The sequence below is a fragment of the Micromonospora pallida genome (genome assembly GCF_900090325.1).
GTDB classification, from domain to species: domain Bacteria; phylum Actinomycetota; class Actinomycetes; order Mycobacteriales; family Micromonosporaceae; genus Micromonospora; species Micromonospora pallida.
The window spans coordinates 3,015,178-3,041,728 of record NZ_FMHW01000002.1; the positions used below are offsets into that span (position 1 = coordinate 3,015,178).

General features: G+C 71.4%; 26 protein-coding genes. 8 read left to right on the plus strand and 18 right to left on the minus strand.

Annotated features, from left to right (window positions below; genetic code table 11):
- Positions 1-348 precede the first annotated feature (348 nt).
- Positions 349-942 carry a class I SAM-dependent methyltransferase gene (locus GA0074692_RS12065; RefSeq protein WP_091643456.1) on the plus strand — a complete coding sequence of 198 codons (594 nt, stop codon included), beginning with the start codon at positions 349-351 and terminating at the stop codon, positions 940-942.
- A gap of 14 nt (positions 943-956) precedes the next feature.
- Here GA0074692_RS12065 and eccB read toward each other — a convergent pair whose 3' ends face one another.
- Positions 957-2,333: a type VII secretion protein EccB gene (eccB, locus tag GA0074692_RS12070; RefSeq protein ID WP_091643459.1), complete on the minus strand. Its 1,377-nt coding sequence runs from the start codon at positions 2,331-2,333 to the stop codon at positions 957-959.
- Positions 2,334-2,428: 95 nt separating this feature from the next.
- Positions 2,429-3,202: a nucleotidyltransferase gene (locus GA0074692_RS12075; RefSeq protein WP_091643464.1), complete on the minus strand. Its 774-nt coding sequence runs from the start codon at positions 3,200-3,202 to the stop codon at positions 2,429-2,431.
- Positions 3,203-3,338: 136 nt separating this feature from the next.
- Here GA0074692_RS12075 and GA0074692_RS12080 point away from each other — a divergent pair, with 136 nt between their 5' ends.
- On the plus strand, positions 3,339-4,094 hold the full coding sequence (locus GA0074692_RS12080) for a GntR family transcriptional regulator (RefSeq protein WP_176738421.1): 756 nt from the start codon (positions 3,339-3,341) through the stop codon (positions 4,092-4,094).
- Positions 4,095-4,175: 81 nt separating this feature from the next.
- Here GA0074692_RS12080 and GA0074692_RS12085 read toward each other — a convergent pair whose 3' ends face one another.
- Both GA0074692_RS12085 and GA0074692_RS12090 read right to left on the minus strand, forming a co-directional pair.
- The gene (locus GA0074692_RS12085) at positions 4,176-5,321 is read right to left on the minus strand and encodes a fatty acid desaturase family protein (RefSeq protein ID WP_091643472.1); all 1,146 of its coding nucleotides are present in this window, start codon (positions 5,319-5,321) and stop codon (positions 4,176-4,178) included.
- 17 nt (positions 5,322-5,338) lie between these two features.
- Positions 5,339-6,430 (minus strand): ferredoxin reductase, encoded by a 1,092-nt coding sequence (locus tag GA0074692_RS12090; RefSeq protein ID WP_091643475.1) that lies wholly within the window; start codon positions 6,428-6,430, stop codon positions 5,339-5,341.
- An 85-nt stretch (positions 6,431-6,515) separates the two neighbouring features.
- Between GA0074692_RS12090 and GA0074692_RS12095 the strand changes: the two genes are divergently transcribed.
- The 3 genes from GA0074692_RS12095 (at position 6,516) to GA0074692_RS12105 (ending at position 8,839) form a co-directional block, all read left to right on the plus strand.
- On the plus strand, positions 6,516-7,760 hold the full coding sequence (locus GA0074692_RS12095) for a PucR family transcriptional regulator (RefSeq protein WP_091643480.1): 1,245 nt from the start codon (positions 6,516-6,518) through the stop codon (positions 7,758-7,760).
- Positions 7,761-7,819: 59 nt separating this feature from the next.
- Positions 7,820-8,233 carry a DUF1801 domain-containing protein gene (locus GA0074692_RS12100; protein WP_091643484.1) on the plus strand — a complete coding sequence of 138 codons (414 nt, stop codon included), beginning with the start codon at positions 7,820-7,822 and terminating at the stop codon, positions 8,231-8,233.
- 135 nt (positions 8,234-8,368) lie between these two features.
- Positions 8,369-8,839, plus strand: coding sequence for a hypothetical protein (locus GA0074692_RS12105; protein ID WP_091643487.1), 471 nt, complete (start codon positions 8,369-8,371; stop codon positions 8,837-8,839).
- A 64-nt stretch (positions 8,840-8,903) separates the two neighbouring features.
- Here GA0074692_RS12105 and GA0074692_RS12110 read toward each other — a convergent pair whose 3' ends face one another.
- Positions 8,904-9,701, minus strand: a complete 798-nt coding sequence (locus tag GA0074692_RS12110) for a hypothetical protein (protein WP_091643491.1) — start codon at positions 9,699-9,701, stop codon at positions 8,904-8,906.
- 286 nt (positions 9,702-9,987) lie between these two features.
- Complete coding sequence (locus tag GA0074692_RS12115) at positions 9,988-10,635, minus strand: SanA/YdcF family protein (protein WP_091643494.1); 648 nt, start codon at positions 10,633-10,635, stop codon at positions 9,988-9,990.
- 371 nt (positions 10,636-11,006) lie between these two features.
- Here GA0074692_RS12115 and GA0074692_RS12120 point away from each other — a divergent pair, with 371 nt between their 5' ends.
- Positions 11,007-11,468: an HAD family hydrolase gene (locus tag GA0074692_RS12120; RefSeq protein ID WP_091643497.1), complete on the plus strand. Its 462-nt coding sequence runs from the start codon at positions 11,007-11,009 to the stop codon at positions 11,466-11,468.
- Positions 11,469-11,490: 22 nt separating this feature from the next.
- On the opposite strand, the gene GA0074692_RS12125 is transcribed toward GA0074692_RS12120, so the two are convergent.
- The 12 genes from GA0074692_RS12125 to GA0074692_RS12180 all read right to left on the minus strand — a co-directional run bounded on the left by GA0074692_RS12125 (position 11,491) and on the right by GA0074692_RS12180 (position 24,148).
- The gene (locus GA0074692_RS12125) at positions 11,491-12,066 is read right to left on the minus strand and encodes a GTP cyclohydrolase II (RefSeq protein WP_091643500.1); all 576 of its coding nucleotides are present in this window, start codon (positions 12,064-12,066) and stop codon (positions 11,491-11,493) included.
- Between the two features lie 10 nt (positions 12,067-12,076).
- Positions 12,077-12,604 (minus strand): NADPH-dependent FMN reductase, encoded by a 528-nt coding sequence (locus GA0074692_RS12130; RefSeq protein ID WP_091643504.1) that lies wholly within the window; start codon positions 12,602-12,604, stop codon positions 12,077-12,079.
- 94 nt (positions 12,605-12,698) lie between these two features.
- Positions 12,699-13,235 (minus strand): flavin reductase family protein, encoded by a 537-nt coding sequence (locus GA0074692_RS12135; RefSeq protein WP_091643510.1) that lies wholly within the window; start codon positions 13,233-13,235, stop codon positions 12,699-12,701.
- The gene (locus tag GA0074692_RS12140) at positions 13,235-14,134 is read right to left on the minus strand and encodes an ABC transporter permease (protein ID WP_091643514.1); all 900 of its coding nucleotides are present in this window, start codon (positions 14,132-14,134) and stop codon (positions 13,235-13,237) included. The genes GA0074692_RS12135 and GA0074692_RS12140 overlap by 1 nt, the downstream gene beginning before the upstream one ends.
- A gap of 41 nt (positions 14,135-14,175) precedes the next feature.
- On the minus strand, positions 14,176-14,991 hold the full coding sequence (locus tag GA0074692_RS12145) for an ABC transporter permease (RefSeq protein WP_176738422.1): 816 nt from the start codon (positions 14,989-14,991) through the stop codon (positions 14,176-14,178).
- 198 nt (positions 14,992-15,189) lie between these two features.
- Positions 15,190-16,791 carry an ABC transporter substrate-binding protein gene (locus tag GA0074692_RS12150; protein WP_091643522.1) on the minus strand — a complete coding sequence of 534 codons (1,602 nt, stop codon included), beginning with the start codon at positions 16,789-16,791 and terminating at the stop codon, positions 15,190-15,192.
- Positions 16,792-16,830: 39 nt separating this feature from the next.
- Positions 16,831-18,483, minus strand: a complete 1,653-nt coding sequence (locus GA0074692_RS12155; RefSeq protein ID WP_091643525.1) for an ABC transporter ATP-binding protein — start codon at positions 18,481-18,483, stop codon at positions 16,831-16,833.
- A gap of 212 nt (positions 18,484-18,695) precedes the next feature.
- Positions 18,696-19,991: an NtaA/DmoA family FMN-dependent monooxygenase gene (locus GA0074692_RS12160; protein ID WP_176738423.1), complete on the minus strand. Its 1,296-nt coding sequence runs from the start codon at positions 19,989-19,991 to the stop codon at positions 18,696-18,698.
- Between the two features lie 29 nt (positions 19,992-20,020).
- A complete protein-coding gene (locus GA0074692_RS12165) occupies positions 20,021-20,401 on the minus strand; it encodes a RidA family protein (protein WP_091643531.1) in 381 nt (126 codons plus the stop codon).
- A complete protein-coding gene (locus GA0074692_RS12170) occupies positions 20,398-21,477 on the minus strand; it encodes a glutamate cyclase domain-containing protein (protein ID WP_176738424.1) in 1,080 nt (359 codons plus the stop codon). The genes GA0074692_RS12165 and GA0074692_RS12170 overlap by 4 nt, the downstream gene beginning before the upstream one ends.
- Positions 21,474-22,676, minus strand: a complete 1,203-nt coding sequence (locus tag GA0074692_RS12175; protein WP_091643539.1) for a M20 family metallopeptidase — start codon at positions 22,674-22,676, stop codon at positions 21,474-21,476. The genes GA0074692_RS12170 and GA0074692_RS12175 overlap by 4 nt, the downstream gene beginning before the upstream one ends.
- Positions 22,676-24,148 (minus strand): M20/M25/M40 family metallo-hydrolase, encoded by a 1,473-nt coding sequence (locus tag GA0074692_RS12180; RefSeq protein WP_091643542.1) that lies wholly within the window; start codon positions 24,146-24,148, stop codon positions 22,676-22,678. Before GA0074692_RS12180 ends, GA0074692_RS12175 begins: the two co-directional genes overlap by 1 nt.
- Before the next feature lie 170 nt (positions 24,149-24,318).
- On the opposite strand from GA0074692_RS12180, the gene GA0074692_RS12185 reads away from it, so the two are divergent.
- Positions 24,319-25,596, plus strand: a complete 1,278-nt coding sequence (locus GA0074692_RS12185; RefSeq protein WP_091643546.1) for an amidohydrolase — start codon at positions 24,319-24,321, stop codon at positions 25,594-25,596.
- On the plus strand, positions 25,593-26,540 hold the full coding sequence (locus GA0074692_RS12190) for an aldo/keto reductase (protein ID WP_091643551.1): 948 nt from the start codon (positions 25,593-25,595) through the stop codon (positions 26,538-26,540). The genes GA0074692_RS12185 and GA0074692_RS12190 overlap by 4 nt, the downstream gene beginning before the upstream one ends.
- The last annotated feature ends 11 nt before the right edge of the window (positions 26,541-26,551 follow it).

Consider the following 26,551-nt stretch of genomic DNA (forward strand, 5'->3'; position numbering starts at 1 on the left):
ATTAGGAGTCAAACCAAAGGTCCGACCCCGGGTCGGACTTCGGACATGAAGAACTATCCGATCAGCCCTCTCCTGAACGGCTTGTTACGGCCTAAGGGGCTGCCAGACGATCAATCTTTCGCGAAAACGCGACCTGGTCGGGAAAACCTCCATCGGCCGAGTCCGGGGGCAGCTGTCCAGCCGGGGGTGGACGCTCGGATCATCATACGGTCCGTCGCGGGATGGTGCCGCCCCGTCGATGTCGCGCGTCGGCGGGCATCAGGTTCCGCCGATCCGACCGGTGACCGCCGTCGGGGAGCGTCGCGGTCACCGGCGCGCGGACCGCCGCCGACCGCTACGGTGGGCGCCATGGGCAAGCCGACCCGCTGGGTGACCGATACCGGACCCGACCACTCGCAGTGGTACGTCGACCGGTTCCGCCGGCTGGCCGCCGAGGGGGCGGACCTGGCCGGTGAGGCACGGCTGCTGGACGCCATGGTGCCGCCCGGCGCGCGGATCCTCGACGCCGGCTGCGGCACCGGCCGGGTCGGCGCGGCGCTGGCCGAGCGGGGACACACCGTGGTCGGGGTGGACGCCGACCCGGTGCTGGTCGAGGCGGCCCGCGTGGACCACCCCGGGCCGACCTGGCTGGTCGCCGACCTGACCGAACTGGACCTGCCGGGCGAGCCGTTCGACGCGGCGGTGGTCGCCGGCAACGTGCTGACCTTCCTGGCCCCGGGCACCGAGCGGGAGGTGCTTCGCCGGCTCGCCGCCCACCTGCGCCCGGACGGGGTGCTGGTGGTCGGTTTCGGCACCGGCCGGGGGTATCCGCTCGCCGACTTCGACGCCGACGCGGCTGCCGCCGGTCTGCGCCAGGAGCACCGGTTCGCCACCTGGGACCTGCGCCCCTGGCGGGCCGACGCCGACTTCGCGGTCACCGTGCTGCGCCGCCCGGCCGACTGACCCCACCGGACCGCTCAGCCGGCGATCTGCCGCGCCGCCTCGGGATCCAGCGGGCTGCCGGCGGGCACCAGGCTGACCAGGCTCGCGGGCAGGCGCACCGGCCGGACACCGGGGTAACCGAGCACGCCCAGCACCTCGGCCGAGGCCACCACGTGCCGCCGACCGAGGTCGGTGACCACGGAGACGGCACCGCCGGTCGCACCGGGTGCGGCGACCGACTCGACGACCGCGCCCCGACCCGGCTCGACCACCACGTGGTCGGCGACCGTGCCCGCCGCACCGTCGGACCCCCCGCCCCGGGCAGCCGCCCCCGGCTCGGGCGCGGTCGCGCCGACGCGTACCTCCCGAACGCCGCCGTCGTCGCCGGCCTGCCCGCAGATCGCGCCCGGCTCGGGACGGGCCAGCCGGGGCGGGCTGGTCGGCGGGGCGGTGGGGCCGGTCGGCACCAGGTCGGGCAGCTTCGGCAGCCGGGCGAACCGGCCGAGGGTCAACGGTTCCGGGTCGCCCTGGCCGGTCCGGGCCAGCAGCAGACTCGCCTGCAACTCGGTGATCCCGGCGACCCCGTCCCGGTCGACCACCACGTACTGGCGGCCGCCGCCGGAGTTGGCGACCAGGTAGACGTCCCCGATGTCGGCGCCGGAGACGGCGTCGGACGCCGTACCCAGGCCGGGCAGGTCCAGCGGGGCGAGGTCCGGGCCGGCCGGCAGGGTGTTCAGCAACGCCGGCGCCACCGGCACCGCCCGCTGCCGGGTCGCGGCCAGCGCGGCCAGCACACGGTTCACGTCGCGCAGCCGGTGCCGGTGCCGATGCCAGACCAGGTGCAGGCTCCCGTCCGGGTGCCGCAGCAGCACCGCCTCGTCGCCGAGCGGCCGACCGTCCCGGGCCGCGGCGCCGACCAGCACCACCGAGCGGAGCGTCGAGTCCGGTCCGGTCACCGAGCAGACCGTCCAGGGCGCGGTGGAGAGGCGGCCGGCGGCCGGCAGCGAGTCCGGCGCGTCCGGGATGCCCAGCGGCAGGCCGCGCGGCACCCCCTCGATCGACCGGCGGGAGACCAGCACGGTCTTCGCCCGCTCGGCCCCGATGATCAGCAGCGCCGAGGCGTAGTTCGACACCGGGTGGAGCTTGTCGTCCCGGTAGACGAAGCGGGCGCCGGACTCCTTCTCGACGATCACGGCCTGCTCGTTCCGCCAACCGGAGCCCCCGCCGGCGAACAGGCCGTAGAGCGCCGCCCCGCCGAGCACGATCACCGCCACCAGCACGCTGGCCAGGGCGGCGCCCGCCGACCGGCGGAACGGGGAGGTCGCCGGGTCTGTCTCCCGCATGACCAGGGCGGTGACCGCGCGTTGGACGGTGAACTGGTACGAGTGGAGCTGATCCTGCCGCGACGGCATGCGTTCCCTTCCCCGTGATGGTCGGGGCCTAGGATAAGGCGTCGACGATCACCGGGAGTACCGCCCTGATCCGTCCGCGTGACCAGCCGGCGGGCTCAGCCGGCCCCGCTGATCTCGGCCAGCACCCGCTGCTGGACGGCCCGCGCCTGCGGGCCGCTCGGCGGCACACCGCCGCTGCGGGCCGCGATCGACCGCTCGACCACCTCGGTGCACCAGCCGGCGTCCGCCAGTCGACGGCCGGCCTGTGTCTTCGACAGCCACACCCCGTCCCGGAAGCGCACCAGGGAACGGCAGGCGCCCAGCACCGCGTCCTCGGCCCCGGGGGCCGGGGCGTCGCCGTCGGGTGTGGGCAGCGCCAGCCACCACCGGAGCGCGTCGACCAGCAGGCGACGCAGGTCCGCCGGTGCGGGGTCGGCGAACATCTCGGCGGCGGGCGGTCCGAACAGGACGCGTCCGTGCTGGTGCAGGATGCTGCGGTCGAGCCCGTACCAGAACAGCCCGTCGGCGGCGGGCCGGTCGGGGCCGTCCACCCCGGCCCGGAACGGCATCGCCCGTCCGGTGTTCAACTCGACCTCGTAGCCGGGCTCGGGGGTGCCGGAGCGGGTCACCGCCGCGCGGTAGAGGACCAGTTCCAGGCCGCGCGCCGGGCACGGGAGTGCCTCGTGCCGCAGCCGCGCCACCAGCTCCCGGCCGCGCGCGACCCCCGGCGGGTCCGCGCAGACCAGGGCCACGTCGATGTCGCTGCGGCCCGGTTCGTACGCGTCGAGCGCGAGCGACCCGGCGGCGTACGCGCCCACCAGGTTGTCGCCCAGCACGTCACGGGCGGCGTCGACCAGCTCGTCAAGGTACGTCTGCACGTCGGGGTCCATGCCCGCATTCTGTCCCGCCCGCCGGACGGGTGGTAGATCCACTCTCCGGGGCTGCGCGCACGGACCGTACAGGCGAGAATACCGATCGACACGAATGTCTCCGGCTCACGAGGCCGTGGTTGAGGAGGGAGGCCCCATGGACACGAACTGGTCGGTACGACTCGACACCGAGGCCCGGACGCTCGGGGACCGTACCGCGACCCGCCTCCGGGAGCTGATCCGGGACGGCGTCTTCGCTCCCGGCGCGCGGCTGCCGGCCGAGCCGGAGCTGGCCCGCCGCCTCGGGGTGAGCCGACCGACCCTGCGCGCGGCCGTCACCGAACTGATCGCGGACCTGCTCCTGGTACGTCGTCGTGGTGTCGGCACGTTCGTCTCGGCGGTGCCCCGCTCGACGCACGGTCTGGAGCGGCTGGTCGGCACCGGGCACGGCATCGCGCTGCTCGGGCGGCGGCCGGGCACCACCGGATTGCGGGTCCGACACGTCGGCGCGGACGCGTCGATCGCCGCCCAGCTGCACGTCGCGCCGGGCGATCCGCTCGTACGGATCAGCCGTACCCGCACCGCCGACGAGGTGCCGGTGGTGCACTGCGCCGAGTGGATCCCGGCGGACCTGCTGCCCGAGCCCACCGCGCTCGACGCGTTCGGCGCGGCGGACTCGCTCCACGACCGGCTCGCCGCGCTGGGCCTGCCGCTGCGGCAGGCGGTCGCGCGGCTCGTACCGGTGCTTCCCGACGCCGACCTGCGCGACCGGCTCGATCTGGCCTCCGACGCGCCGGTGCTGCTGCTCGAGCAGCGGCACTTCCCGGCGACCCGGACGGACCGGGTGGCGCTGTTCAGCCGGCACTGGTACGACAGCGGACGAATCGACCTCCAGGTCGTCCGTCGGGGCTGACCGCCCCCGGGCGACCGGCGCCGCCGTCGAGGTGGCGTTGCCGGGGCTGCCCGGCCGGGCGCCTCGGCGGGTCCGGGCGGGTCAGGCCACCAGCGAAGGCTCGCGCACCACCGTCGGCTGGTCGTCCACCGGGCCGGCGGCGGAGCGGTTCGGCAGGGACAGCCGGATCACCTTCCACCACGCCGAGGCCACCTGCTTCGGCAGCGATCCGGTGGTGTACGACAACCCGTACCGCCGGAAGACCTCGCGTACCTCCGGGGCGATCTCCCGGTAGCGGTTGCTGGGCAGGTCGGGGAAGAGGTGGTGCTCGATCTGGTGGGAGAGGTTGCCGGCCATCAGGTGCAGCAGCCGGCCACCGCTGATGTTGCCCGAGCCGAGCATTTGCCGCAGGTACCACTCCCCCTTCGTCTCCCCCTCGATGGAGGTCTTCTCGAAGGTCTCCACCCCGCTGGGGAAGTGCCCGCACATGATCACCGAGTGGCTCCACACGTTGCGGATCAGGTTCGCGGTGAAGGTGGCGGCCAGGGTGCTGAGGAAGGACGGCCCGGACAGCAGCGGGTGGAGGACATAGTCCTTGAGCACCTGGCGGCGGATCTTGCGCAGCACCGCCTTGGCGCGGCTCCGGAACACCGGGTCCCGGGTGCTCTTCTCCTGGAGGTGACGGCCCAGCTCCAGGTCGTACGCGGCGATGCCGTACTCGAAGAAGCAGGCGTTGAGCAGGTTCCAGAACGGCTGGCCCAGGTGCATCGGCTGCCAGGGCTGGTCCTCGTCGACCCGCATGATGCCGTAGCCGAGGTCGTTGTCCCGGCCGACGACGTTGGTGTACTTGTGGTGCAGCTCGTTGTGCGACTGCTTCCACTGCTCGGCCGGGGAGACGTGGTCCCATTCCCAGGTGGTCGAGTGGATCTTCGGGTCGCGCATCCAGTCCCACTGGCCGTGCAGGACGTTGTGCCCGATCTCCATGTTCTCCAGGATCTTCGCCACCGCCAGGCCGGCGGTGCCGACCACCCAGGCGGGCGGAAAGAGCGAGAAGAGCAGTACGGCCCGGCTGCCCAGTTCCAGCTTGCGCTGGGTGCCGATGACCCGGCGGATGTACGCGGCGTCCCGCTCACCCCGGTTGGCCATGACCCGGTCCCGAATCGCGTCGAGCTCGGCGGCGAGCGCCTCGATGTCCGCCGGGGTGAGGTGGGCGATCGGATTGTGCGGCTTCTTCTGGATCACGGTCATGCACGCAACTCCCGTCGTCAGAGGTCGATGTCGCAGGGGCCGGCCGCCGCCGACACACAGGTCTGGACGAGCACGCCGTCGCCGGGCAGTGCGGTGGTCAGTTCCCCGGTACGCAGGTCACGAACCGCCCCCTGGCGCAACGGCAGGACGCAGCCGAAGCAGATGCCCATCCGGCAGCCGGAGGGCATCAGCACCCCGGCCTCCTCGCCCGCGTCGAGCAGCGCCCGGGATCCGTCGGCCTGGACGGTGACGCCGCTGCGGGTGAAGGTGACCGGCCCGCCCTCGCCGGCGGTGATCACGGTCGGGCGGAACCGCTCGGTGTGCAGCCGGTCGGCGGCGCCGGCGTCGGCCCAGTGCCGCTCGACCGCGTCGAGCAGCCCGACCGGGCCGCAGGCCCAGGTCTGCCGGTCGAGGTGGTCCGGCACGAGGTCGGCGAGTTCGGTCACGTCGAGCTGCCCGTCGCGGTCGGTGTGCCGCTCGACCAGGCGCAGGACGCCCTGCGCGGCGAGATCGCGCAGCTCGGCACCGAAGATCACGTCGGTCGGGGTGGGCGCGGAGTGCACCAGGACGACGTCGCTGTCGGCCAGGGCGCCGCAGCGCAGCATCCCCATGACCGGGGTGACGCCGCTGCCGGCGGTGACGAACAGGACCCGGGGCGGTGCCGGCCGGGGCAGGACGAAGTCCCCCTGCGCCTGGTCGAGCTGGACGATGGTGCCGGGCCGGACCCGCCGGACGAGGTGGTTGCTGACCACGCCGTCCGGGATCGCCTTGACGGTGATCGTGACGGGGGCGTTGCCCCGCCCGGGGGGTGCGGTGAGCGAGTACGCCCGCCACTGGCGCACCCCGTCGACGTCCACGCCGAGCCGGACGTACTGGCCGGGCAGGTGACCACGCCAGCCGCGTCCTGGACGGATCACGACGGTCGCCGCGTCGGGGGTCTCCGGCCGGACGTCGAGGATCCGACCACGCAGGTCGGCCCCGGCGCGCAACGGTGCGACGAGGTCGAGGTAGTCGTCGGGCAGGAGCGGGGTGGTGACCGCGCCGGCGAGCCGCAGGAGCCGGTCCCGGAGGGGCATCCGGGTGGACCGACGCGAAACGGTGGTGGCCATGTCACCATGGTGACCGCACCATTCGTACAAAATCTTGGCTCGGCAGGGTAAAAAGGGCCTGCCTTCTTGTACCGAGGGAACAAACATGTCAGAGACCTTCCGTTCCACCCGCGAGGCGGCCCGGCTGGCCCTGGACGAGCGGGTGGCCCGGGAGTTGCAGGACCGGCTACCGCTGCTGGCCGAACGAACGGTGACCGCGATCACCGGCGAGGTGCCCAGCTACTCCGGCACGCTCACCGGCCAGATGCGCGACAAGATCTCCAACGCCGTGCAGATCGCCCTGGGCACCTTCCTCAACCTGCTCGCCCACCCCCAGGGCAGCGACCCGAGCACACCGCTGGCCCCGGCGCTGGAGGCGGCGTACGCCCTGGGCAGCGGCGAGGCGCGCGCCGGCCGCAGCATGGACGCGCTGCTGGCCGCGTACCGGATCGGGGCCCGGGTCGCCTGGCGGGAGATGTCCACCACCACGGTCCGCAGCGGGCTGCCCGCCGCGACGGTGGCGGAGTTCGCCGAACTGCTCTTCGCCTACATCGACGAACTCTCCGCCGCCAGCGTGGCCGGGCACGCCGACGAGCTGGCCAGCGCCGGGCGGGCCCGACGGCGCAACCTGGAGCGGCTGGCCCAGCACCTGCTCACCGGTGAGCCCGAGGATGTGCTGCTGGCCAGCGCCGAACGGGCGGACTGGCCGCCGCCGCAGACGCTCACCGCCGTCCTGGTTCCCCGGGCGAACCTGCGCGTGCCGCTGGCCCTGCTCAGTTCGCAGACCCTCGAGGCCGGTGAAGACCTGCCCGGAGCGGAGGCGGGCGCGGAGACCGCCGTGCTGCTCGTCCCGGACATGCACGGTGCCCGGCGCCGGCAGTTGGCCCGGGTACTGCACGGACGCCGGGCGGTGCTGGGGCCGTCCCGCCCCTGGCAGCGGGTCGCCGTGTCGTTCCGGCGGGCCTGCCGCCTGCTGGCCCTGGGCGTCGACCCGCCGACGGACGGCGCGCCGCTGGACACCGAGCACCACCTGGCCGAGCTGGTGCTCGGCGCGGACCCGGAGGGGCTGGCCGACCTGCGCACGCGGGCGCTCGAGCCGCTGGCGTCACTGCCGCCGGCCACCGCACACCGGCTCGCCGAGACGCTGCGGTCGTGGCTACTGCGGCACGGCCGACGCGACGACGTCGCGGCCGATCTCTTCGTCCATCCGCAGACCGTCCGGTACCGGATGGGCCAGCTCCGGGAGTTGTACGGGGATCGGCTCACCGACCCGGCCTCGGTGCTGGAGCTGACCCTGGCCCTGGCCTTCTGGCAGCCCACGTTGACGGTCGACACCGTCGAGGCGGGCTGACGCAGCGGGCCTGCCGACCTACGGCCCGAGCGCCACCGGCCCGGTACTAGCCTGGCCCGGTGGACAGTGCGAACAAGACCCGGCCCACCGACGGCGACGTAGCCGCCTTCCTGGCCGCGGTTCCCGACGAGCGGCGACGCGCGGACGGCCAGTTCCTGGCCGGCCTGATGAGTGAGGTCACCGGCGAGCCGCCGGTGATGTGGGGCCCCTCCATCGTCGGCTTCGGCTCCCGGCACTACCGCTACGCCTCGGGGCGGGAGGGCGACGTCGCCGCTGTCTCGTTCTCCCCCCGCAAGGCCCAGACCGTGCTCTACCTGACCGGCGTGCCGGAGGACTACGCGGACCTGTTGGCCCGCCTCGGACCGCACACCATGGGCAAGGGCTGTCTCTACCTGAAGCGCGTCGACCAGGCCGACCCGACCGCGCTACGCGAGATCATCGAGCGCTCCCACCAGGCCGCGCAGACCGGCTAGGCCCCCCAACCACCACCGAACTTCCTGGTCAGCGCCAAATCGGAGCCTTGACGCATTGATGGACCTCATTTAATTTAGTTAATTAACAGCTGCGACATGTCTCGGCTACCGGCCCTTCACAAGGAGAGGAAAGTCATGCGACACCGCAAGCTGATCGCACTCTCTGCACTGGCCATCGTCTTCGCCGGTGGGCAGCCGGCCTATGCCGCCACCAACACGGTCGACGGCAGCATCACCGCCGGCAGCTCGGTCTGCAGTTGGACCAACGGTCGGACCAGCGCCAATCCGCCGAGCACGCTGACCATCGACCGCACGAGCATCAACCCGCCCGGCGGCAACCTGTCGTGCAGCAGCGGCTCGACCGTGGCGCTCAACAACAGCCCCACCGTGACGTTCAACGACACCAACGCCACCGCCACCGCGGACGCCGTCGACGTGAGCGTCACCATCGGGATCACCTGCCGGTACCGGGTCACCAACCCGGTCTTCAACCGCCAGGGCACCACCCGCGACTACGTCGGCGGCCCGTACACCGCCAGCCGGGTCTCCGGGTTCCTCTGTCCCAGCACCACCACGATCGACCGGGCGGTGCTCTCCTTCCGCTGAAACATCACACCGGTGAGGCTCCCCCTCGGGGGCCTCACCCCGACGGCGGTGAGGGCCGAAAGCCTCACTCCCAGACGGTCACCCGGACGGTGAGCTGCTTCTCCACCGACCTGGTCACCACCAGCAGCGCGTAGCGCCCGGCCGACGTGACCACACAGACTCCCCGCCCCTCCAGCAGCCGGTCACCCACCGGACGGGCCGACGGATCGCCGTACCGGGCACGGACACAGTCGGTACGCCGCCATGGTCCGTCACCCGACAGCGCCGCCGCGTACTTCGGATCCTCCCGGCTGACCAGCACGTTGTTGTTGGCGTCGTCCCGCCAGGAGGCGTACCCGGCGTCGCGGTCGGGTCCCCAGTCGTCCCGGGTCGGATTCCAGTCGGCGGCCATCGAGTCCAGGTCGTACGCGGTGTAGTCGGCCATGACCAGCGTCCCGCTCCGCCGCACCTGCGCCTCGACCTGGGCGGTGGTCGGCGGGGGTTGCGGGGGTGTGGTCCGGTCCGGTTCGGGCGCGGGCCCAGTGGGCTCGATCGGGTCATCGGACGGACCGTCGCTCGTCACCGGGCCACCCGACTCCCCGCGATCCGAGGACGGCCCGCCGGGCAACGGGGTGGCGTCAGGGCGACTGCTGACGGTCGCGGGAGTCGGTGACGCGGAGGCGCTCGGCGCGGGACCGGACCAGGCGTGCCGCACCAGTTTCGCGCCCTGGGCCCACACTGCGCCGATGACGAGCGGGACCAGCGCCGCGACGACCGCCGTCTTGAGCTGCCAGCCCTGCCACCACCTGCGCCGTCCGGGCGCCGGGGTACGCGGACGCAGTCGCTGCGGTACCGGATCGGGCTTCGGCTGACGACGTCGCATGGCTGCTCCTGTCCACAGCAGACACCAGCTCCACCTGGCCGCTGATGGTAGGGACACGCGGCAACCACCGTCGATGGGACGAGCGCGTCGAACCCGCCAACCGGCCGGCGCCCGCCGCGCCCCACCGAGCCGGCCCGCAGCGCCCGTACGGGCAGCCTCGGTCGGCCTGGTGGGAGTTCAACCGCCAGGCACCACCCGCGCGCCGGCCAACTTGTTCCCGTGGACGGCGGTCAGGTGTCCGTACGCTGACCTCCGGCCGGACCGGCACCCCGACCCGGAACGCCGGTCAGTCCCGGAGCGCGTCCCGCACGCCCGGGTCCGCCGGTGAGACCACGGCCGGGGGTCGACGCCGCACCGCGTCCCACGCCGCCTTCCCGCTGGCGAAGTAGTCCCGGACCGTCTTCCCCACGAGCAGCGTCGCCGAACAGTCGTCGCAGCGCGCGGCCACCCCGTCGGCGTCGAGACCGACGTGCCGGCACAGCGTCACCGCGCGGGCCAGGTGGTACGACTGGGTCACCACCAGCACCCGGGTGACTCCGTACACCTCCCGGACGCGCACACAACTGTCGTACGTGTCCAGGCCGTGCGGGTCGGCGACGACCCGACGGGGATCGACGCCCAGCCGTTCGGTCAGGTACGCGGTCATCACTGAAGTCTCGTCGCCCGACGTACCCCCGCCGTCCCCGGACACCAGGACCACCCGGGCCCGACCGTCGCGCACGAGTTCGGCGGCGGTCTGCAACCGGCCGGACAGCCGCGCCCCCGGCTCGCGACCGTCCTGCGCGACCGCCGTCCCGAGCACGACGACCACGTCCGCGGTGGGCGCGTCGGAGGCGTCGTACAGGTGGCCCTGCGCGGAAATCGTCGTCCACAACCAGGGAGCGCTGGCAAGCAGCAGCGCGACGACACCGACACCGACGACACGTCGCCGCATCCGACGTGCGCCGAAAACCCTGCCACCCACTCCGGTCCTCCCCCACAGAACCCGGCCAGGACCATGATCGTAACGGCGGCGCACCGTGGTGACCGGCCGAGCTTCGGGTCGCCCGAAACCCAGCAGTCCAGGAAGGATGTTGCTCATGCGGTTGTTCGATGGTGTGCTGCTGGACTGGAGCGGGACCCTCGTGCACGATCCCGAGCCCAGCGAACGGGGTCCGCTGGGCGCTCCGACGGTTGCACCGTCCCTGCGCCGACGCCGTGGTGAACCCGCTGGTCGACCGACTGGAGCAGGCCCTCCAGCTACCGGAGGTCGTGGACGCGTTGCGCGGCCAGGATTGCAGCCCATAGCGGCATCGCAGCGGCGAGATGCTCTGGTACGCCGCAGCCGGGCTCGACGCCGAACTGGCCGAGCAGCTGTACGACTTCGACGCGCACGCCCCGAACCGGCCGCTCTACCCCGACGTCCTCGACGTCCTGCGCCGCCTCCGCGCTGCTCGGATCCGGCTGGTGGTGCTCAGCGACATCCACCTCGACCTACGTCCGCTGCTGGCGTACCACGGTGCGGCTGACCTCCTCGACGGATACGTCCTGTCGTGCGAGCACGGTCTGCAGAAACCTGATCCACGGCTCTTCCTGATCGGCCTCCGGACGCTGGGCACCACGCCGCAGCGGACCCTGATGGTGGGAGACCTCGCCACGAACGACGGCGGGGCCACCGAGGTGGGCATCACCACGCTGATCCTGCCGCGCGTCCTCGCGCGCCCCGACCGGCCACGGCTCGACCACCTCGTGCGGCTTGTCGTACCGCAGGAGGCGGCGACCGGCTGAGGTTCTGGCCGCCGGTCACGGTCTACAGCAGGTGCGGCGTGCGGCACATCCGGGCTCGGACGTGTGGCTCGATCACGGCGGGCGAGGGCAGGATCCCGCCCGCGGCGGCGTCGACACCGTCGAAACTGACCAGCGGCAGACCGAGCCGGACAAGAATCCGATAGGTCAGGTGGGCCCGGTGGGACAGTGACGTGTTCGCCGTCGACCGCAGGTAGATCAGGGCACCCGAATCAACTCCTGCGAGGGTCGCCAACGATTCGGTCAGCTTGCGCCGACAGTCGCACAGTCCGCTGCGGAACACGTCACCGGCGACGCATTCGTTGTGGACGAGGACTGCGGGAACGGGGCCAGCGGTCTCCGGGCCGGAGGCGATTCCCCGGGTCAGGACGAGATGTTCCGCCGACTCGCCCGGGAACTGGAAGACGAACGCGTCCACGGGCCCGTGCACGGTCCGGACGCGCACCGGACCGGCCACGGTGGCCACTGTCGGCGGCACCTCGGAGCGGGGCAACAGGGCGAGCCCACGATTCTGGGCGAGCGCGAGCAGGTCGGCGTCGGTGACCGGTGGACACATGGCCGGCGGGTTGGCGCTTGTCATCTGATCTTCCTCACTCGACGGCGGGCTGGGGGCGCAGCCCGGCCAGCAGGAGCTGAACTGGTCGGGCGTTCACCGCCAACCAGGTGTCCAGGACCTGGTCCAGTCGCTCCAGGTCGGCCATCGGGAGGAAGAAGCCCGGCGTCGGCACACAGGCGCCCAACTCGACGAGGAGCGGCCGAAGGTGCACGTCCGAGGCGAGGGCGTGGCGGTCCGACCCGGCCGTCATCACCGGGATGGTGGGCACTCCGGTGAGGGCCGCCTCGCCGTATCTATCGAGGAACGCCTTCAGGAGCCCGGTGTACGTCGCCTTGTAGGTCGGTGACGCGACCACCAACAGGTCGCTGGACGCCACCGTCCGTCCGAGCGCCGCCAACTCGTCGTCCGGCCAGCGGAACAGCCGGTCCGAGACGTCAGCGAGATCCACGACCAGGACCTCCGCGCCGCCCGCCAGGGCCGCCAGCCGCTCGGCCAGCGCCGCGCCGACCGCCAGGGTTCGCGACCCCGGCTTGGGGTTGCCGACGAGCACCGTAATCCGCATGTCTCACTCCCAGGAACACTCTCGTTGTCGACACTCCCCCGCAGGGAAGGTGGCGTGTCTGTCGGTGGTCACCTGTTGCCGGGCAGGTCGACGCCTACCGTTGCAGCGGTTCGGCCAGCGTCCACAGCCGTGGCCCGTGCTGGATGAGCGGCGTGCGCGGTTCACCGCTGGCCGCCCCCTCCACGTGCAGGATGACCACCTCGTGGTCGCCGGCCGGCGTTGACGTCTCGACGTGACACTCGAGCCACAGCGCCGCGCCGTCGATGAACAGCGCTCCGGTGTCGGTCTGCGCGATGGACAGACCGGCGAACCTGTCCCTGCTCCGGGAGGCCAGTTGGTAGACCGCGGGCATCTGGTCGGCGGCCAGCGCGGACACGCCCAGGTGCTGGCGGTCCCGGAGGAGCGGCCAGGTCCGTGAGCTGTTCTGTACGGCGAAGAGCACCAGCGGCGGTTCGAAGGAGATGCCCACGGTGAACGACGTCGCCACGAATCCGACCGGCTGACCGTCGACCATCGCGCAGATCGCCGCGACCCCGGCCGGATAGAGCTTCGTCGCCTCGCGAATCCACTCCGGGCCGGTCCGCTTGAACTGGGAGACATGGCGGGGAACCGCACTCCTGGAGTCAGTCACTAGATCGCATCCCTCTGTACACCGAACGCGCGTCGGATCGCGTCGCCGAGCAGGATGAAGCCCGCCACCGACAAGCCGAGCGCGAGGACTGGAAAGACGAGCAGGTGAGGTGCCGAGCTGAAGTAGCTCTGCGCCGAACCGAGTTGCAGGCCCCACGAGATCGCCGGCACCTGCAGGCCGATACCGAGGTAGGTCAGGGTCGACTCCGCGCCGATGATCACACCGATCGACGTCGTGAAGATCACGAGGATGGGCCCGAGGACGTTCGGCAGGATGTGCTGGACGATGATGGCGACCGTGGGGCGTCCCATCGCCTGCGCGGCACGCACGTAGCTGCGTGCCTTCGCCGCGATCGTCGCCGACCGCACCACCCGCATCATCGGCACCCAGCTCAGGATGCCGAGCGTCACGCTGACCACGACCACTCCCCGCGACGAGACCGAGGCGAGGATGACGATCGCGCCGAGCACCATGGGGAAGGCGAAGACGATCTCCGCGAGGCGGGACAGCAGCGCGTCGGTCCCCCCGCCGAAGTACCCGGTCACCAGTCCCACGGTCGTGCCCAACACGCCGGCCAGCCCCGCCGCGAGGAGGCCGATCGCGATCGAGTTGCTCGCTCCGTGGAGCACGTGCGCGTACATGTCACAGCCCTGGATGGTGAACCCGAACGGGTGCCCCGGTGCCGGAGGTCGACGGCTGTCCGCGAGCGCGCAGGCGTCCGGATCGCCGTTGCCGAACAGCCCGGCGAACAGCCACGGCACCGCCGCGACCAGCAGGAACAGGCCGATGATCGCGCTGCCGGTCCAGAATCCGACGTCCCGGCGCAGGTGCGACCACCGACGTCCGACCTTCGGCGCGTCGTCGCTGACCGGATCGATCTTCGCCGTGTCCACCGTCATCGTCCGTTACCGTCCTTCCCGTTTGGTCGCCATGTGCCCGCTCACGTGGTGGTCCGCAACCGGGGGTCGAGGAAGCGGTAGGCGAGATCGATGACGATGTTGATGACGGCCACGAGCACCACCAGGATCGTGACGAGGCCGACAATCGTCGATCCCTCGCGGCGCGAGACGGCGTTCACGATGAGGCCGCCGACCCCGCCGAGGTTGAAGATCGCCTCGACGATCACCGCGCCGCCGAGCATTCCCGCGAACGAGACGCCGAGATGGGTGACGAGGGGGATGATGCCCGGCCGGAGGATGTAGGAGAAGATCACCCGTGACCCGCTGATCCCCCGCGCTCGGGCCAGTCGGACGAACTCACTGTCCATGGTGTTGGCGACGCTGACCCGCGTGAGGCGTGCGGTCGAGCCGAAGCCGACCAGCGCGAGCGCGGCCGCCGGCAGGATGTAGGCCATCGGCCATCCCGCCCTGGTGCCGGCGACCGGGAAGAGCCCGGTTCCGAGACCGACGTAGTGCTGCAGCAGCAGCGCGACGGCGAAGGTGGGAACGGCCAGCGACAGCAGCGTGAGCGCCCAGCCGAGCCGGTCGACGAGCCGGCCCGGGAGGAGCGCCGACGCGATCCCGATCCCGAGTCCGATCACGAGTTCGAGGATCCAGGCCGTCGCCGCGAGGAGCAGTGTCACGGGCCACGCGAGCTCCAGCATGCGCGACACGTTGCGCCCGTCGGTCGTCCGTCCGAAGTCACCGCTGAGGACCGCCTGGACGTAGCCGGTGTACTGGTCCCAGAGCGAACCGTCGAGGTTGAACCGCGCGCGGAGCGCCGCTTCGACCTCCGGGCTGACCGGGTTGTCGCCCACGAGCGCGTCGATGGCGTCACCGGGCAGGACGAAGACCGCGGCGAAGATCAGGAAGGATGCGCCGATCACCGTGACAACGGATTGGAGGATGCGGTTGAGCATGGTGCGACCTTCTTTCGAGGGGCGCCGGGCGCCTGGCGCGACGGCCGGCGGCTGCGGCGACCGAGGCGCGTTCGAGCGCCCGACGCCCCTGGCGGCTCAGTTCAGATCGACTACCTTGACGTCGCGGTAGTTGCTCTTGTTGAAGTTGTCGACCGGGAAGTCGACCACCCGGTCCGACAGTCCGAAGGCGTCGCCCTGACTCCAGAGCATGATGATCGGCATCTGCTCGATCAGGATGTCCTTCGCCTCGTCGAACGCCGCCACCGCGGCCTGCTGGTCACGTTGCTGGAGGGCCTTCTGGATGGTCGTCTCGAACTCCGGGTTGTGCCAGTCGGTCCAGTTGGCCGTGCCGCCCTTGGTGAACTGCTGGACGAGGATGGTCGCGGGGCTGGGCGTGTCCGAGTAGCGGGACCGGGTGACCGGGTCGGCGAAGCCGCCTTCGTACGCCGTCGAGACGTTCGCGAGCGGCTCCAACTTGGCGACCTCGATGCCGAGGACGTCGCGCCACCCGTTGAGCACCGCGAGACCCCACTCGTCCCAGCCGTAGTTGGCCGGCACACCCAGCGAGATGGGCGCGACCTCCCCACCGACGTCCGCCTTGACCTGTTCCCAGAGCGCCTTGGCGGCGGCCGGGTCGTACTTCAGGTACGGCAGGTCGGTCTTCTGCCGGTACCCGACGCTCGCCGGAACGGAGAAGTCGGTGAGCGGAACCGTGCTCTCGTCGAAGAACGCCTTGATGATCGCCTCACGGTCGATCGCCATCGACAGCGCCTGGCGCACGCGCGGGTCGTTCCAACCGGCCAGGTGCGTCGGCACCATGAGGTAGACGAGGTCGTTGCTCTGCGCCTTGCGCACGAAACGGTCGCTCAGCTGCTTCTTCGCGTTCGGCTGGTCCGCGGCGGCGACCAGCGCGATGTCGAGCTCGTCGGCCTGCAACTGCACCCAGGGGGTGGCCTCCTCGGTCACGATCGTGAAGTGGATGCCGGGGTTCGCGGCCGGCTTCGGGCCCTTGTACGCCTCGTCGCGCACGAGCTCGATCTCCGCCTCACCGTCCCACGCCTTGGCCATCTTGTAGGGGCCGTTGCCGACGGGCTGCTTCGTGTACGCCTCGACGTCGTCGTACGCGGAGGCCGGGAGGGGGTAGAACGGCGCCGTGCCCAGCGCGTAGATGAACTGGTTGTCGGGAGCGGTGAGGGTCACCTTCAGGGTCTGGTCGTCCACGACCTGGACGCCGCTGAGGAACTCCCCGGCGCCACCCGCGGCGTTCAGCTCCGCGTAGCCCGTGATCTGGGCGAACTTCGCGCTGTTGCGCCACTCGTTCTTGACGGTCGCCGCCTCGCTCCAGGACTTCTGGAACGTCTTGGCGGTGATCGCCTCGCCGCTGCTGAAGGTCCATCCGGTGCGCAGCCGGATGTCGAAGACGACGTTGTCCTCGGTCTTGATGGACTCGGCGACCATCATCACCGGCTCGCCGGTCTTCTGGTCGAACCGGATGAGGCCGTCGTAGAGGTTGTCGAGTACCTCGAACGCGTACGCGCCGGAGGAGTCCGGCGGGAACAGGCTCGCCGGCTGCATCGTCGCCACGCGCAGCGGTTCCCGGGCCGCGGCCGCGTCCTCGTTCTGGGAGTCCGCTGAGGAGCATGCTGTGGCCGCGAGCACGGCTACGAGGGCGACCGCTGCGCCCACTCTGCGTTTCATGACGCTCCTAGTTCAACTGGGGGATGTGCTACGGGGGGATCAGGCACCCACCGCGGGCGACAGCGACCGGGGACGGCCGGGGATGGCCGCCAGGAGCGCCTTCGTGTATTCCGAGGTGGGCGCCGCGAATACGGCACGGCAGGTGCCCGCGTCGACGGCGACACCGTCGCGGAGCACGATCACGTCGTCGGCGATGCTGCTCACCACGCCCAGGTCGTGTGAGATCAGCAGGATGCTCAGGTCGCTCTCCTGCTGGATCTGCTTGAGCAGGTCGATGACCTGTGCCTGCACGATGACGTCCAGCGCCGACACGGGTTCGTCGCACACGAGAATCTGCGGGCTGAGCGAGAGGGCACGGGCGATCGCGACCCGCTGCTTCTGTCCACCGGACAGCTCGTGGGGCAGGCTCTGCAGCACCCGGGACGGGAGCGCGACCTGGTCGAGCAGTTCGCGGGCCCGGCGGGTCTTCTCCGTACGCCCGGAGACGCCCGCCTGACCGAGCGACTCGAAGAGCGTGCGTTCCACGGTGAAGCTCGGATCGAGGCTGGTGTGCGGATCCTGGAAGACGGGCTGCACCGCGGACCGGAACCCCGCACGCCGCTGACGCGACGGGTCGAGCATGCTCTGCCCGTTCCAGTGGAGCTCTCCGGCGTCCGGCTTGAGCAGACCCAGGGCGATCGACGACAGGGTCGTCTTTCCCGAGCCCGACTGTCCGACCACGGCGAGCGTGCTCTTCGCCCGGAGAGCGAAGTCGACACCGTCGAGCGCGGTAATCGTCGGATACCCCCGCCCGAGCCGGAGCCGCGACCGACGGCCGAACTGTTTACGCAGCCCGCTGCCCTGCAGCACGATCGGGCGCTGGAGATGGTCGTCGGTGCCAGCCGGGTCGTGGGTGAACCGCTCGGATGCCGCGAGGAACGCCTTCGTGTAGGCGGTGCGGGGGGCCGTCCGCAGTTGCTCGCCCGTGCTCTCCTCGACGATGCGCCCGCCCTTCATCACGATCACGCGGTCCGCGCGTTCGAGCGCGAGCTCGAGGTCGTGCGTGATGAACAGGACCGACGAGCCGTGTTCGGCGGTGAGACGTCCGAACAGGTCGAGCACCCGCTGCTGGGTGATCACGTCGAGTGCGGAGGTCGGTTCGTCCGCGAGCACGAGCGTCGGGTTGTGCAGCAGCGCGGTCGCGATGAGCGCCCGTTGCCGCATGCCGCCGGAGAGCTCGTGCGGGTACTTGTTCGGTATCGTCATGTGCGCGTCGGCCAGCCCCGCCTCCTCGTAGGCGTCCAGGACGTGCCGGCGGGCCTCGGCGCGGGTGCGGTCGCTGTGGGCACGGTCGACGTCGACCGACTGCGACACGACCTTGGCGACCGGGTTGAAGTTCGCGATGGGATCCTGCGGAACCAGTCCGACCCACTGGCCGCGCAGCGCGCTGACCGCATCGCCCTCGAGGTGCGCGACGTCGTGGGCACCCACGACGACGCGACCGGCCGTGATCCGGCCGTTGGCCGGGAGCATCGCCAGAATGGCGCTGATCAGGGTCGACTTCCCCGATCCGGACTCGCCGACCACCGCGACCGTCTCGCCCCGACCCACGCGGAGGCTCACGCCGTCGATCGCCGGCGCGTCGTCGCCGTACTGAATGGTGAGATCCTCAACGACGAGGGCATCGTCCAGCTCTAGAGATGACTCGACCATGACAAAACCTTAAGGCCCACTGATTCCACCCCTGTTACGTGCAGAACTCCCGAAGATTTCATATCTAGATATACGATCCTGTCGATCCGCCATCGGCCCCGCCGACGAGCGGCGCCGGACTTCTCACCGAGCGGGAACCACGGATCGCGCGGCTTTCGGGCACCTCGGGTACTCCCGCCCGGATACGGGGAGAGGCCGGATGCGGGGAGAGATCAGGGCGCCGCCGGCAGTCCGTAGTTCTCCCGGAGCGTGGTCCCGGTGTACTCGGTCCGGAACGCCCCGCGACGCTGCAGTTCGGGCACCAGCTTGTCGAGCACGGCATCCACGCCGTACCGGGTCTGGTCGCCGTGTCCCACGACGAAGCCGTCGACGGCTCCGTACTCGACCCAGTCCTGCATGTGGTCGGCGACCTCGCCGACGCTGCCGACGACGAGCTTGCTGTGCTTGCGCTGGCGCGTGTTCTCGATGAGTTCGCCCACGGTCGTGATGCCCTCGGACTCCACCATCTGGTGCATGCGGATGAGCTGCGTCTGGTAGTTGTTGGTGGAACGCGGATCCGGCAGCGGCGGCAGTGGGTCGCTCTCGGCCAGGGCGCTGAGGTCCCAGCCCGTCATCCGCTCCCACCGACGCAACTCGTCCGTTGCCGGCGTCAACGCGGTGATCCGGGCCATGTAGTCCTCGACCTCGGCGCGGGTGTCGGCCATCGCACCGTGCAGCGCCTGCACCAGCTTGATCGAGTCCGGGTCGCGCCCCTCCTTCTCGGCACGCACACGCAGCTCGTCACGGTACGCCTTCGCCGTCTCCCGGTTGTGGGCACCGGTGTAGACCAGCTCCGCGTACCGGGCCGCGAGTGCCTTGCCGGCCTCGGACTCCCCCGCCTGCGACAGCACCGGCCAGCCCTGCGGCGGGCGGAACGTGGTCAGCGGTCCACGGACCTTGAAGAACGTGCCCTCGTGGTCGATCCGGTGGACCCGGCCGGGGTCGGTGAACAGACCCGTCTCCTTGTCGGCGACCAGCGCGTCCGCGTCGAAGCTGGTCCACAGCTTGCGGATCACCTCGACGAACTCTGCGGCGCGCGCGTAACGCTGGTCGTGTTCGGGCAGCTCGTCCAGGCCGAAGTTCCGGGCGGCCGCGTCGAGCGCACTGGTCACGAGGTTGAACCCGGCACGCCCCTTGGACAGGTGGTCGAGCGAGGCGAGTTTGCGGGCCAGGTTGAACGGCTCGTTGAAGGTCGTCGACCAGGTGCCGATCAGACCGATCCGGCTGGTCGAGGCGGCCAGGGCGCTGAAGTAGCCGGTGGGCTCGAAGATCCGCGAAGGGGTGTACGCGGCGTCCTCGGGGTTGATGCCGAGGCTGTCCGCGTCGAACAGAGCGTGGATCGCCACGGCCTCGGCTCGTTGCGCGAGACGGCGGTACGTCTCGAAGTCGTACAGGGCCGCGACGTCGGTCTCCGGCAGCCGCCAGAACGCGTTGAACTGCGAGGCGCGGATATCCAGATTTATGATCATCTTCTTGGGTGCCATGTGTCCACTCCCGGTCAGGCGATGGCGATCGCGTCGATCTCGACGCGGAAGTCGGGGCGGGCCAGACCGGCGACGGTGACGGTCGAGCGGGCCGGGAAGGTGCCGTCGAAGAACTCCCGGTAGACGGCGTCCATGCCGCGCAGGTCCTCGCCGTGGGTGAGGTAGACCGTCATCGAGACGACGTCGGCGAAGCCGGCACCGGCGGCCTCCAGGGTCCGGCCGATGCTCTCCATGGTCGCGCGGGTCTGCGCGGCGATGTCGTCGCCGGCGACCTGCCCGGTCTCGGGGTCGGTGCCGACGTGACCCGAGGTGAACACCATCGCGCCCGCCCGTACCGCGGGACTGAAGGCGCCGGTGGGCCGGCGGGAGTTCGGAAAGTACGTGCTGATGGTCATTCCGACGTCTCCGGGAAGTAGCGGCCGGCGCGGAAGGCCCGGCCGGCGTTGTCGAGGTACGGGCGGCGCGGCAGGGCGACGACGTCGCGCAACTGGTCGAAGAGCCGCAGGTGGTATGCGGCGGGAACCCCGTCGATGTCGGGTACGGCCAGCCGGGAGGTCCCGTCGATGGCTCCGGCAGCGCAGGCCGCCTCGGCGACGCGCCGGTACGTCTCGGTCGTCGGCAGCGCCTCCGGACGGTCCGTCAGGTGGCCGACCGCGGCGGCGAGCGCGTACGCCCCCCAGTCGGAGACCGTGCAGGCGACGGTGGCGTCGGCCGACGCCTCGTTCGCCGTACCGCCGCCGCAGCCACAGCCGCAGGACCCACCTGCGGGCGTCTCCGCCCGCACGGCGTCGGCGATCGCGCCCATCCCCAGTTCGTTGCCGAAGTCACCGATCGCGACCGTCCGGCTGCCACGCCTGGCGACCTCGGCGAAGAGCGCGTCGACGCGCGCGATCGACGCCGTCACGTTGGCACCGCCGGCGAAGTGGTACTGGCCCTGGCGGTTCGCACCGGGCCGTTCGACCGCGACGCAGACGGCGGGACGGATGTCCTGCGCGAGCGCGGCGGCCAGCGCGGCGGGATCAGCGGCGTCGCGCGGGAACGGCACCAGGGCCGCGGTGTTGCCGCGCTCCTCGGCGGTCGCGACGTCGTCGACGACGGCGAGTCCCGCGCCGCGCAGCGCGGCGTCGACCACGGCGAACGCCTGTGGTTCGCACGCGAACACCGGCACCGCGCGCAGTGCGCGCACCAGCGCGTGGGCCAGCACCGCGCTGCCGATGGGCCCGTCGGTCTCGGGCACGTCACCCGGGGGAATGAGGAAACCGGTCAGGATCAGCACCCGATCGCCGGGGGCGACGTGATCGACGAGCAGGCGGGCCGCGGTGAGGGTGAGGGGTTCGTCGGTCAGCGCGCGTGCCGCGTCGTAGATGACCCGGCAGATCCCGTCGCCGCGCGCGTCGACGGTGATGAGCCGGTCGAGGTTCTCGCCGACGCTGCGGTCGAGCACGCGTTGGCTCGGCGTACGCGCGGTCACGCGATCACCGCCTCGAGCGCGGCGGCCGGGTCGTGCCCGCCCGCCCGGAACTCCTCGGTGGCCTCGGCGAGCAGGGTCGGCGAGGTGAACAGGTCCCACCCCAGTCCGGCCAGCGCGGTGGCCATCGCGACCATCGCCTCCTCGGCGCGTTCCGTCCCGGACGCCTGGGCGAACACCCGCGAGTGGCCGGGGGTGCCACGGTCGGCGATCTGCATGAAGGGATGCACCGTCGGGACCGCGAGGCTCACGTTCCCGGCGTCCGTGCTCCCGGTGCCGTCGGTCGGCGAGGGCGCCTCGTGCGGGTGGCCGAGGGTCGCCAGGTGCTCCCCGACCCGCGCGGCCATCGTGTGGTTCGAGTTCAGGTGGGCGTACGGCGGCGAGGTCGGGACGATCTCGGTGCGCGTCCCGGTCATGGCCGCCGCGCCCCGGGCCACCTCGTACACACGCTCGGCGAGCGCTTGGGCGCGCTCCAGCGTGACGTCCCGCACGATGAAGGTCGCGCTGGTGTGCTCGGGCACGATGTTGGGTGCCTGGCCACCGTCGGTGATGATCCCGTGCATCCGCGACCCGTCGCCGGCATGCTGGCGCAGCGCGTCGACGCCGTTGAAGAACAGCAGCATCGCGGCGAGCGCGCTGCGCCCGTCGGCGGGGTTCTTCGCGGCGTGCGCGGCGACTCCGTGGAAGTGCACGTCGAAGTGCAGGCAGGCGAGCATCCGCCGGGTGAGGATGGTCCGGTCGGCGGGGTGGAACATCATCGCCGCGTCGACGCCGTCGAACACCCCGGCGTCCAGCTCGATGACCTTGCCGCCCGCGCCCTCCTCGCCGGGTGTGCCGATGACCACGACGGTGCCGGCCGCGCCGGTCCGCTCAAGCTCGGCGCGTACGGCGGCGGCGGCCAGCAGCCCGCCGGAGGCGATGAGGTTGTGCCCACACGCGTGCCCGATGCCCGGGAGCGCGTCGTACTCCGCCATGAAGGCGATCCGGGGCCTGCCAGTGCCCCACTCGCCGACGAACGCGGTGTCGAGGCCGGCGACCCCGGCGGCCACCGTGAAGCCCTCGTCGCGCAGCCAGTCCTGCAGGAGAGCGCTCGACCGGTGCTCGCGGAGGGCGAGCTCGGGGTCGGCGTGGATCGCCCGACTGACGCTCACCGCTCGCGCGCGTCGGTCGGCGACCGCGGCACGGATACCTGGGTACGCCATCAGCTCCGCTCCTTCATCCGGTCGGCCAGCCCCATCACGAGGTCGGCGGCGAACATCGCGACCTCGGCCAGCCCGTTTCGGCGGCCGCCGCCGTCGACGACGACGTACTCGTTCGGCTGGGCGACCCCGCCGCCGTGTCCGATGCCGGTGCCGAACACCAGTGGCGTCCCCCAGTCGTGGGCGAGGAACGACCACGGGCCGCCGTACGCCTGCACCGGCCAGACGACGGGCTTCCCACCCCACTCCCGCACGGCGTCGAGGAACGCCGACATCAGTGGGCTGTCCAGCGAGCTGCGCGACGCCGGGTAGGCGCTCAGCACGTCGATTTCGACGTCGGCGAAGCCCCGTGCGTCCAGGTGTGCGCGCAGCGCGTCCATGAAGACGCTCGGGGAGGCGGACGTGCACAGCCGGGCGTCGAGCCGCGCGACGGCGGACTCCGGGATCGTGTGGGTGCGGGTTCCCGGGCCGGTGTACCCGGCGCGCAGGCCCTGGATGTTCAGGGCCGAGCCGTACATGTAGCGCTCCAGCAGGGCGCGGTCGGCGAGCCCGTCGACGTACGCGGTCACCCCGGTGCCCGCCAGGCCCGGGATGACCTGGCTCATCGGCCTGCCGGCGTAGTGCGCCAGCAACTCCTCGATGACAGTCAGGTCGGCGGCGGGCGGCGTCGCTGGCTCGAGGTGTTCCGCCCACCCGTCCACGGCCATCCGGCCGTCCTCGGTGAACAGCGTTCCCACCGCCTGGGTGAGACGCAGGGCCGGACTGTCCACGATGGTGCGCAGGGCGCTGTGCGCGCCACCGACGGCGGTGGGGCCACGGCCCCACGACTCTCCGCTGGCCGTCAGCTCGAAGGTGATGAACGACTTGTACCCGAGCCGCACGGAGACGACGTTCTCGTCGTTCTGGTCGGCCCGGAGGTAGATGAGGCCCGCGACGTCGGCGAGGCGGTCCCGGTAGCGGTCGAGCAGTCCGGCGTACGAGATGCTGCCCAGGATCTCGTCGCCCTCCGCGAGGAACGCGATGTTCACGGGCAGCTCTCCGACGGCCTCCCGTAGCGCCTTCAGGCCCGCCATCCACGCGGTGTCCGGACCCTTCGGCACCCGGGCGCCACGGCCGTAGAGGACGGCCGGGATGTCGCCACGCGGGGCGACGACCGGCTCGAACGGATCGGTGTCCCACGCCGTGAGGTCGCCGACCGCGCGGACGTCGTACATGTTGTAGTTCAGGATCGTGATCGGCGATCCCGCGTCGTAGTACGCCCAGACGCCGGGGAACGTCTCCGTCTCCACGATCTCGACCTCTTGACAGCCGAAGTCCCGGTAGCGCCTGGCGAGGAACTCGGCGGCCTCGCGCATGCCCGTGCCGTCGCCGACGCTGACCGTCGGGATACGGATGTACTCCTTCAGCTCTTCGATGGTCGCGTCGAGGTTCCCGGTGACGTGCGCCCGGACCTTCTCTCGGGTCGCGGGATCCATTGCCAGCACCGTCGTGGCCTCCTTCGTACAGGCGTCGTCGCTCCACCTCGGCTGCCCCGGAGCGGGGCGGCGGGCACTCGTGGCGAGGCGCGAGATTCGCCATACCTGCTGTCTGGCGCCATGACTATATATGGAGATAGAGTCGCCCCGTCAATCACTTGGAAGGTGCCATGAAGACTTCTTCCTCTCCCGCAAGGGACGTGCTCGCGACCCTCGACGAGCGCGTCCTGGACGGCCTCGTCGAGGACTACCGCTGGTTCCACGCCCACCCCGAGCTGGGTTACCGCGAGTTCGAGACCGCCGGTCGCGTCGCGGAGCGGCTGTCCGCCCTCGGCTACGAGACGCACACCGGCGTCGGCGGCACCGGTGTGCTGGGCGTACTACGCAACGGCGACGGTCCGGTGATCGCGCTGCGGGCGGACATGGACGCCCTGCCGATCCTCGAGCAGACCGGCCTCGACTTCGCCAGCACCGCGACCCAGCTCGTCGACGGCGCACCGGTACCGCTCATGCACGCCTGCGGTCACGACATCCACGTCACGAGCCTGCTCGGCGCGGCCAGCCTGCTCGCGGCGGCGCGCGACGCCTGGTCGGGCGTCCTCGTACTGATCTTCCAGCCCGCGGAGGAGGGCGGCCTCGGCGCCCAGGCCGTGGTCGACTCCGGGATCTTCGACCGGGTGCCCCGTCCGGAGGTCGTGCTCGGCCAGCACGTCGACGCCGGGCCGCTCGACGAACTGCTGGTGACCGCCGGGCCCCTCATGGCCAGCTCCGACTCGTGGCGTGTCGTGCTGCGCGGCAAGGGCGGCCATGGCGCGTGGCCGCACCAGAGCGACGATCTCGTGCTGGCCGCGGCGAACGCCATCACCATGGCGCAGAACGTGGTGGCCCGGCAGACGTCGGCGCGCGACTCCGCGGTGGTGACGATCGCCAACATCCACATCGGCACCAAGGAGAACATCCTGGCCAACGAGGGCTACTTCACCGTCAACATCCGGGCGCTCGATCCCGTCGTACGCGCCCGGACGTGGGAGTCGGTCCGGCGGACGATCGAGGGCGCGCTGGCCGCCAACGGCGTCACCACGCCGCCCGAGTACGTGGGGAAGGAAGGGCTCCCGCCGCTGGTCAACGACGCGGAGGTCGCCCGACGCGTGGCCGACGCCTTCGGCGAGCACCTCCCCTCGGCCCGGGTGACCGTGCCGGACGCGGTGATGGGCAGCGAGGACTTCGGCATCATCGGCGAGCGGCTGGGCGTGCCGCACCTGTACTGGTTCATCGGCAGCACCGATCCGGCCAGGTACGCCGACGCGCTGGCGCGCGACCGCGTGGCGCAGGAGATCCCACGGCTGCACGACGCGCGCTTCGCGCCGGAGGCGCGTCGGACGCTCGACGTCGGCGTACGCACCCTGACCGTCGCCGCCCTGGCCCACCTCGGGGACGGTGCGCAATGAGAATCAACCTCGGCGGGACCGGCCTGAAGGTCTTCCCCCTGCAGTTGGGCGGCAACACCCTCGGCTTCACCGCCGACCGGGACACGTCCTTCCGCATTCTCGACGCGTACGCGTCGGCCGGCGGCAACTTCATCGACACCGCCGACTTCTACAGCGTCTGGGCGCCCGGCAACGTCGGCGGGGAGTCCGAGACCGTCATCGGTGAGTGGTTGGAGTCCCGCGGCTGTCGCGACGAGATGGTCGTCGCGACGAAGGTGGGCATGCTGGAGCCCTACACCGTCCTCGACAGGAAGCACATCGACGAGGCGCTGGCGCGCTCACTGGACCGTCTCCGCACAGACCGGATCGACCTCTACTACGCCCACCAGGACGACCTGAACACTTCCCAGGAGGACACCGCGGCGGCCTTCGACGGGCTCGTGCGCGCCGGCCTCGTCCGCACGCTGGGCGCGTCGAACTTCTCCCCCGACCGGCTGCGCAGCGCCCTGACCCTCGCGCGACAGCGCGGCCTGCACAGCTACCAGGTCATCCAGGACGAGTACAGCCTGGTCAACCGGCAGCCGTTCGAGACCGGCACAATGCCGGTCGCCGTCGAGTTCGGGCTGGTCAACATCCCCTACCGCAGCCTCGCCAAGGGCTTCCTCTCGGGACGCTACCGGCCGGGCGGCTCCTGGCAGGAGACGACGCACACGTCGATCGCCACCTCGTACCTAGAGAAATACGGCACGGAACTGCTCGGCACCGTCGAGACGATCGCACGTCGACACGACACGACCATGTCCGCCGTGGGACTCGCGTGGCTCACCTCCCGGCCCACGGTCGCACTCCCGCTGTCGGGCGTGCGCACGCTCGAGCAGTTGGACGACATCCTGCCCGCTGCCGGACTCGTCCTGGACGACGACGAGGTGGACGCGTTGACGGCGTTGACCGCACCGTCAGATTGACACGCCGGGGT

Bases quoted from the DNA above. Each gene is read 5' to 3' on its own strand.
- GA0074692_RS12090 (WP_091643475.1), bottom strand. From the start codon at position 6,430: ATGGCCACCACCGTTTCGCGTCGGTCCACCCGGATGCCCCTCCGGGAC.
- GA0074692_RS12165 (WP_091643531.1), bottom strand. From the start codon at position 20,401: ATGACCATCAGCACGTACTTTCCGAACTCCCGCCGGCCCACCGGCGCC.
- GA0074692_RS12065 (WP_091643456.1), top strand. From the start codon at position 349: ATGGGCAAGCCGACCCGCTGGGTGACCGATACCGGACCCGACCACTCG.
- GA0074692_RS12190 (WP_091643551.1), top strand. From the start codon at position 25,593: ATGAGAATCAACCTCGGCGGGACCGGCCTGAAGGTCTTCCCCCTGCAG.
- GA0074692_RS12185 (WP_091643546.1), top strand. From the start codon at position 24,319: ATGAAGACTTCTTCCTCTCCCGCAAGGGACGTGCTCGCGACCCTCGAC.
- GA0074692_RS12085 (WP_091643472.1), bottom strand. From the start codon at position 5,321: ATGACCGTGATCCAGAAGAAGCCGCACAATCCGATCGCCCACCTCACC.
- GA0074692_RS12155 (WP_091643525.1), bottom strand. From the start codon at position 18,483: ATGGTCGAGTCATCTCTAGAGCTGGACGATGCCCTCGTCGTTGAGGAT.
- GA0074692_RS12175 (WP_091643539.1), bottom strand. From the start codon at position 22,676: ATGGCGTACCCAGGTATCCGTGCCGCGGTCGCCGACCGACGCGCGCGA.
- GA0074692_RS12075 (WP_091643464.1), bottom strand. From the start codon at position 3,202: ATGGACCCCGACGTGCAGACGTACCTTGACGAGCTGGTCGACGCCGCC.
- GA0074692_RS12080 (WP_176738421.1), top strand. From the start codon at position 3,339: ATGGACACGAACTGGTCGGTACGACTCGACACCGAGGCCCGGACGCTC.
- GA0074692_RS12130 (WP_091643504.1), bottom strand. From the start codon at position 12,604: ATGCGGATTACGGTGCTCGTCGGCAACCCCAAGCCGGGGTCGCGAACC.
- GA0074692_RS12105 (WP_091643487.1), top strand. From the start codon at position 8,369: ATGCGACACCGCAAGCTGATCGCACTCTCTGCACTGGCCATCGTCTTC.
- GA0074692_RS12110 (WP_091643491.1), bottom strand. From the start codon at position 9,701: ATGCGACGTCGTCAGCCGAAGCCCGATCCGGTACCGCAGCGACTGCGT.
- GA0074692_RS12120 (WP_091643497.1), top strand. From the start codon at position 11,007: ATGCTCTGGTACGCCGCAGCCGGGCTCGACGCCGAACTGGCCGAGCAG.
- GA0074692_RS12140 (WP_091643514.1), bottom strand. From the start codon at position 14,134: ATGACGGTGGACACGGCGAAGATCGATCCGGTCAGCGACGACGCGCCG.
- GA0074692_RS12125 (WP_091643500.1), bottom strand. From the start codon at position 12,066: ATGACAAGCGCCAACCCGCCGGCCATGTGTCCACCGGTCACCGACGCC.
- GA0074692_RS12150 (WP_091643522.1), bottom strand. From the start codon at position 16,791: ATGAAACGCAGAGTGGGCGCAGCGGTCGCCCTCGTAGCCGTGCTCGCG.
- eccB (WP_091643459.1), bottom strand. From the start codon at position 2,333: ATGCCGTCGCGGCAGGATCAGCTCCACTCGTACCAGTTCACCGTCCAA.
- GA0074692_RS12115 (WP_091643494.1), bottom strand. From the start codon at position 10,635: ATGCGGCGACGTGTCGTCGGTGTCGGTGTCGTCGCGCTGCTGCTTGCC.
- GA0074692_RS12095 (WP_091643480.1), top strand. From the start codon at position 6,516: ATGTCAGAGACCTTCCGTTCCACCCGCGAGGCGGCCCGGCTGGCCCTG.
- GA0074692_RS12180 (WP_091643542.1), bottom strand. From the start codon at position 24,148: ATGGATCCCGCGACCCGAGAGAAGGTCCGGGCGCACGTCACCGGGAAC.
- GA0074692_RS12160 (WP_176738423.1), bottom strand. From the start codon at position 19,991: ATGATCATAAATCTGGATATCCGCGCCTCGCAGTTCAACGCGTTCTGG.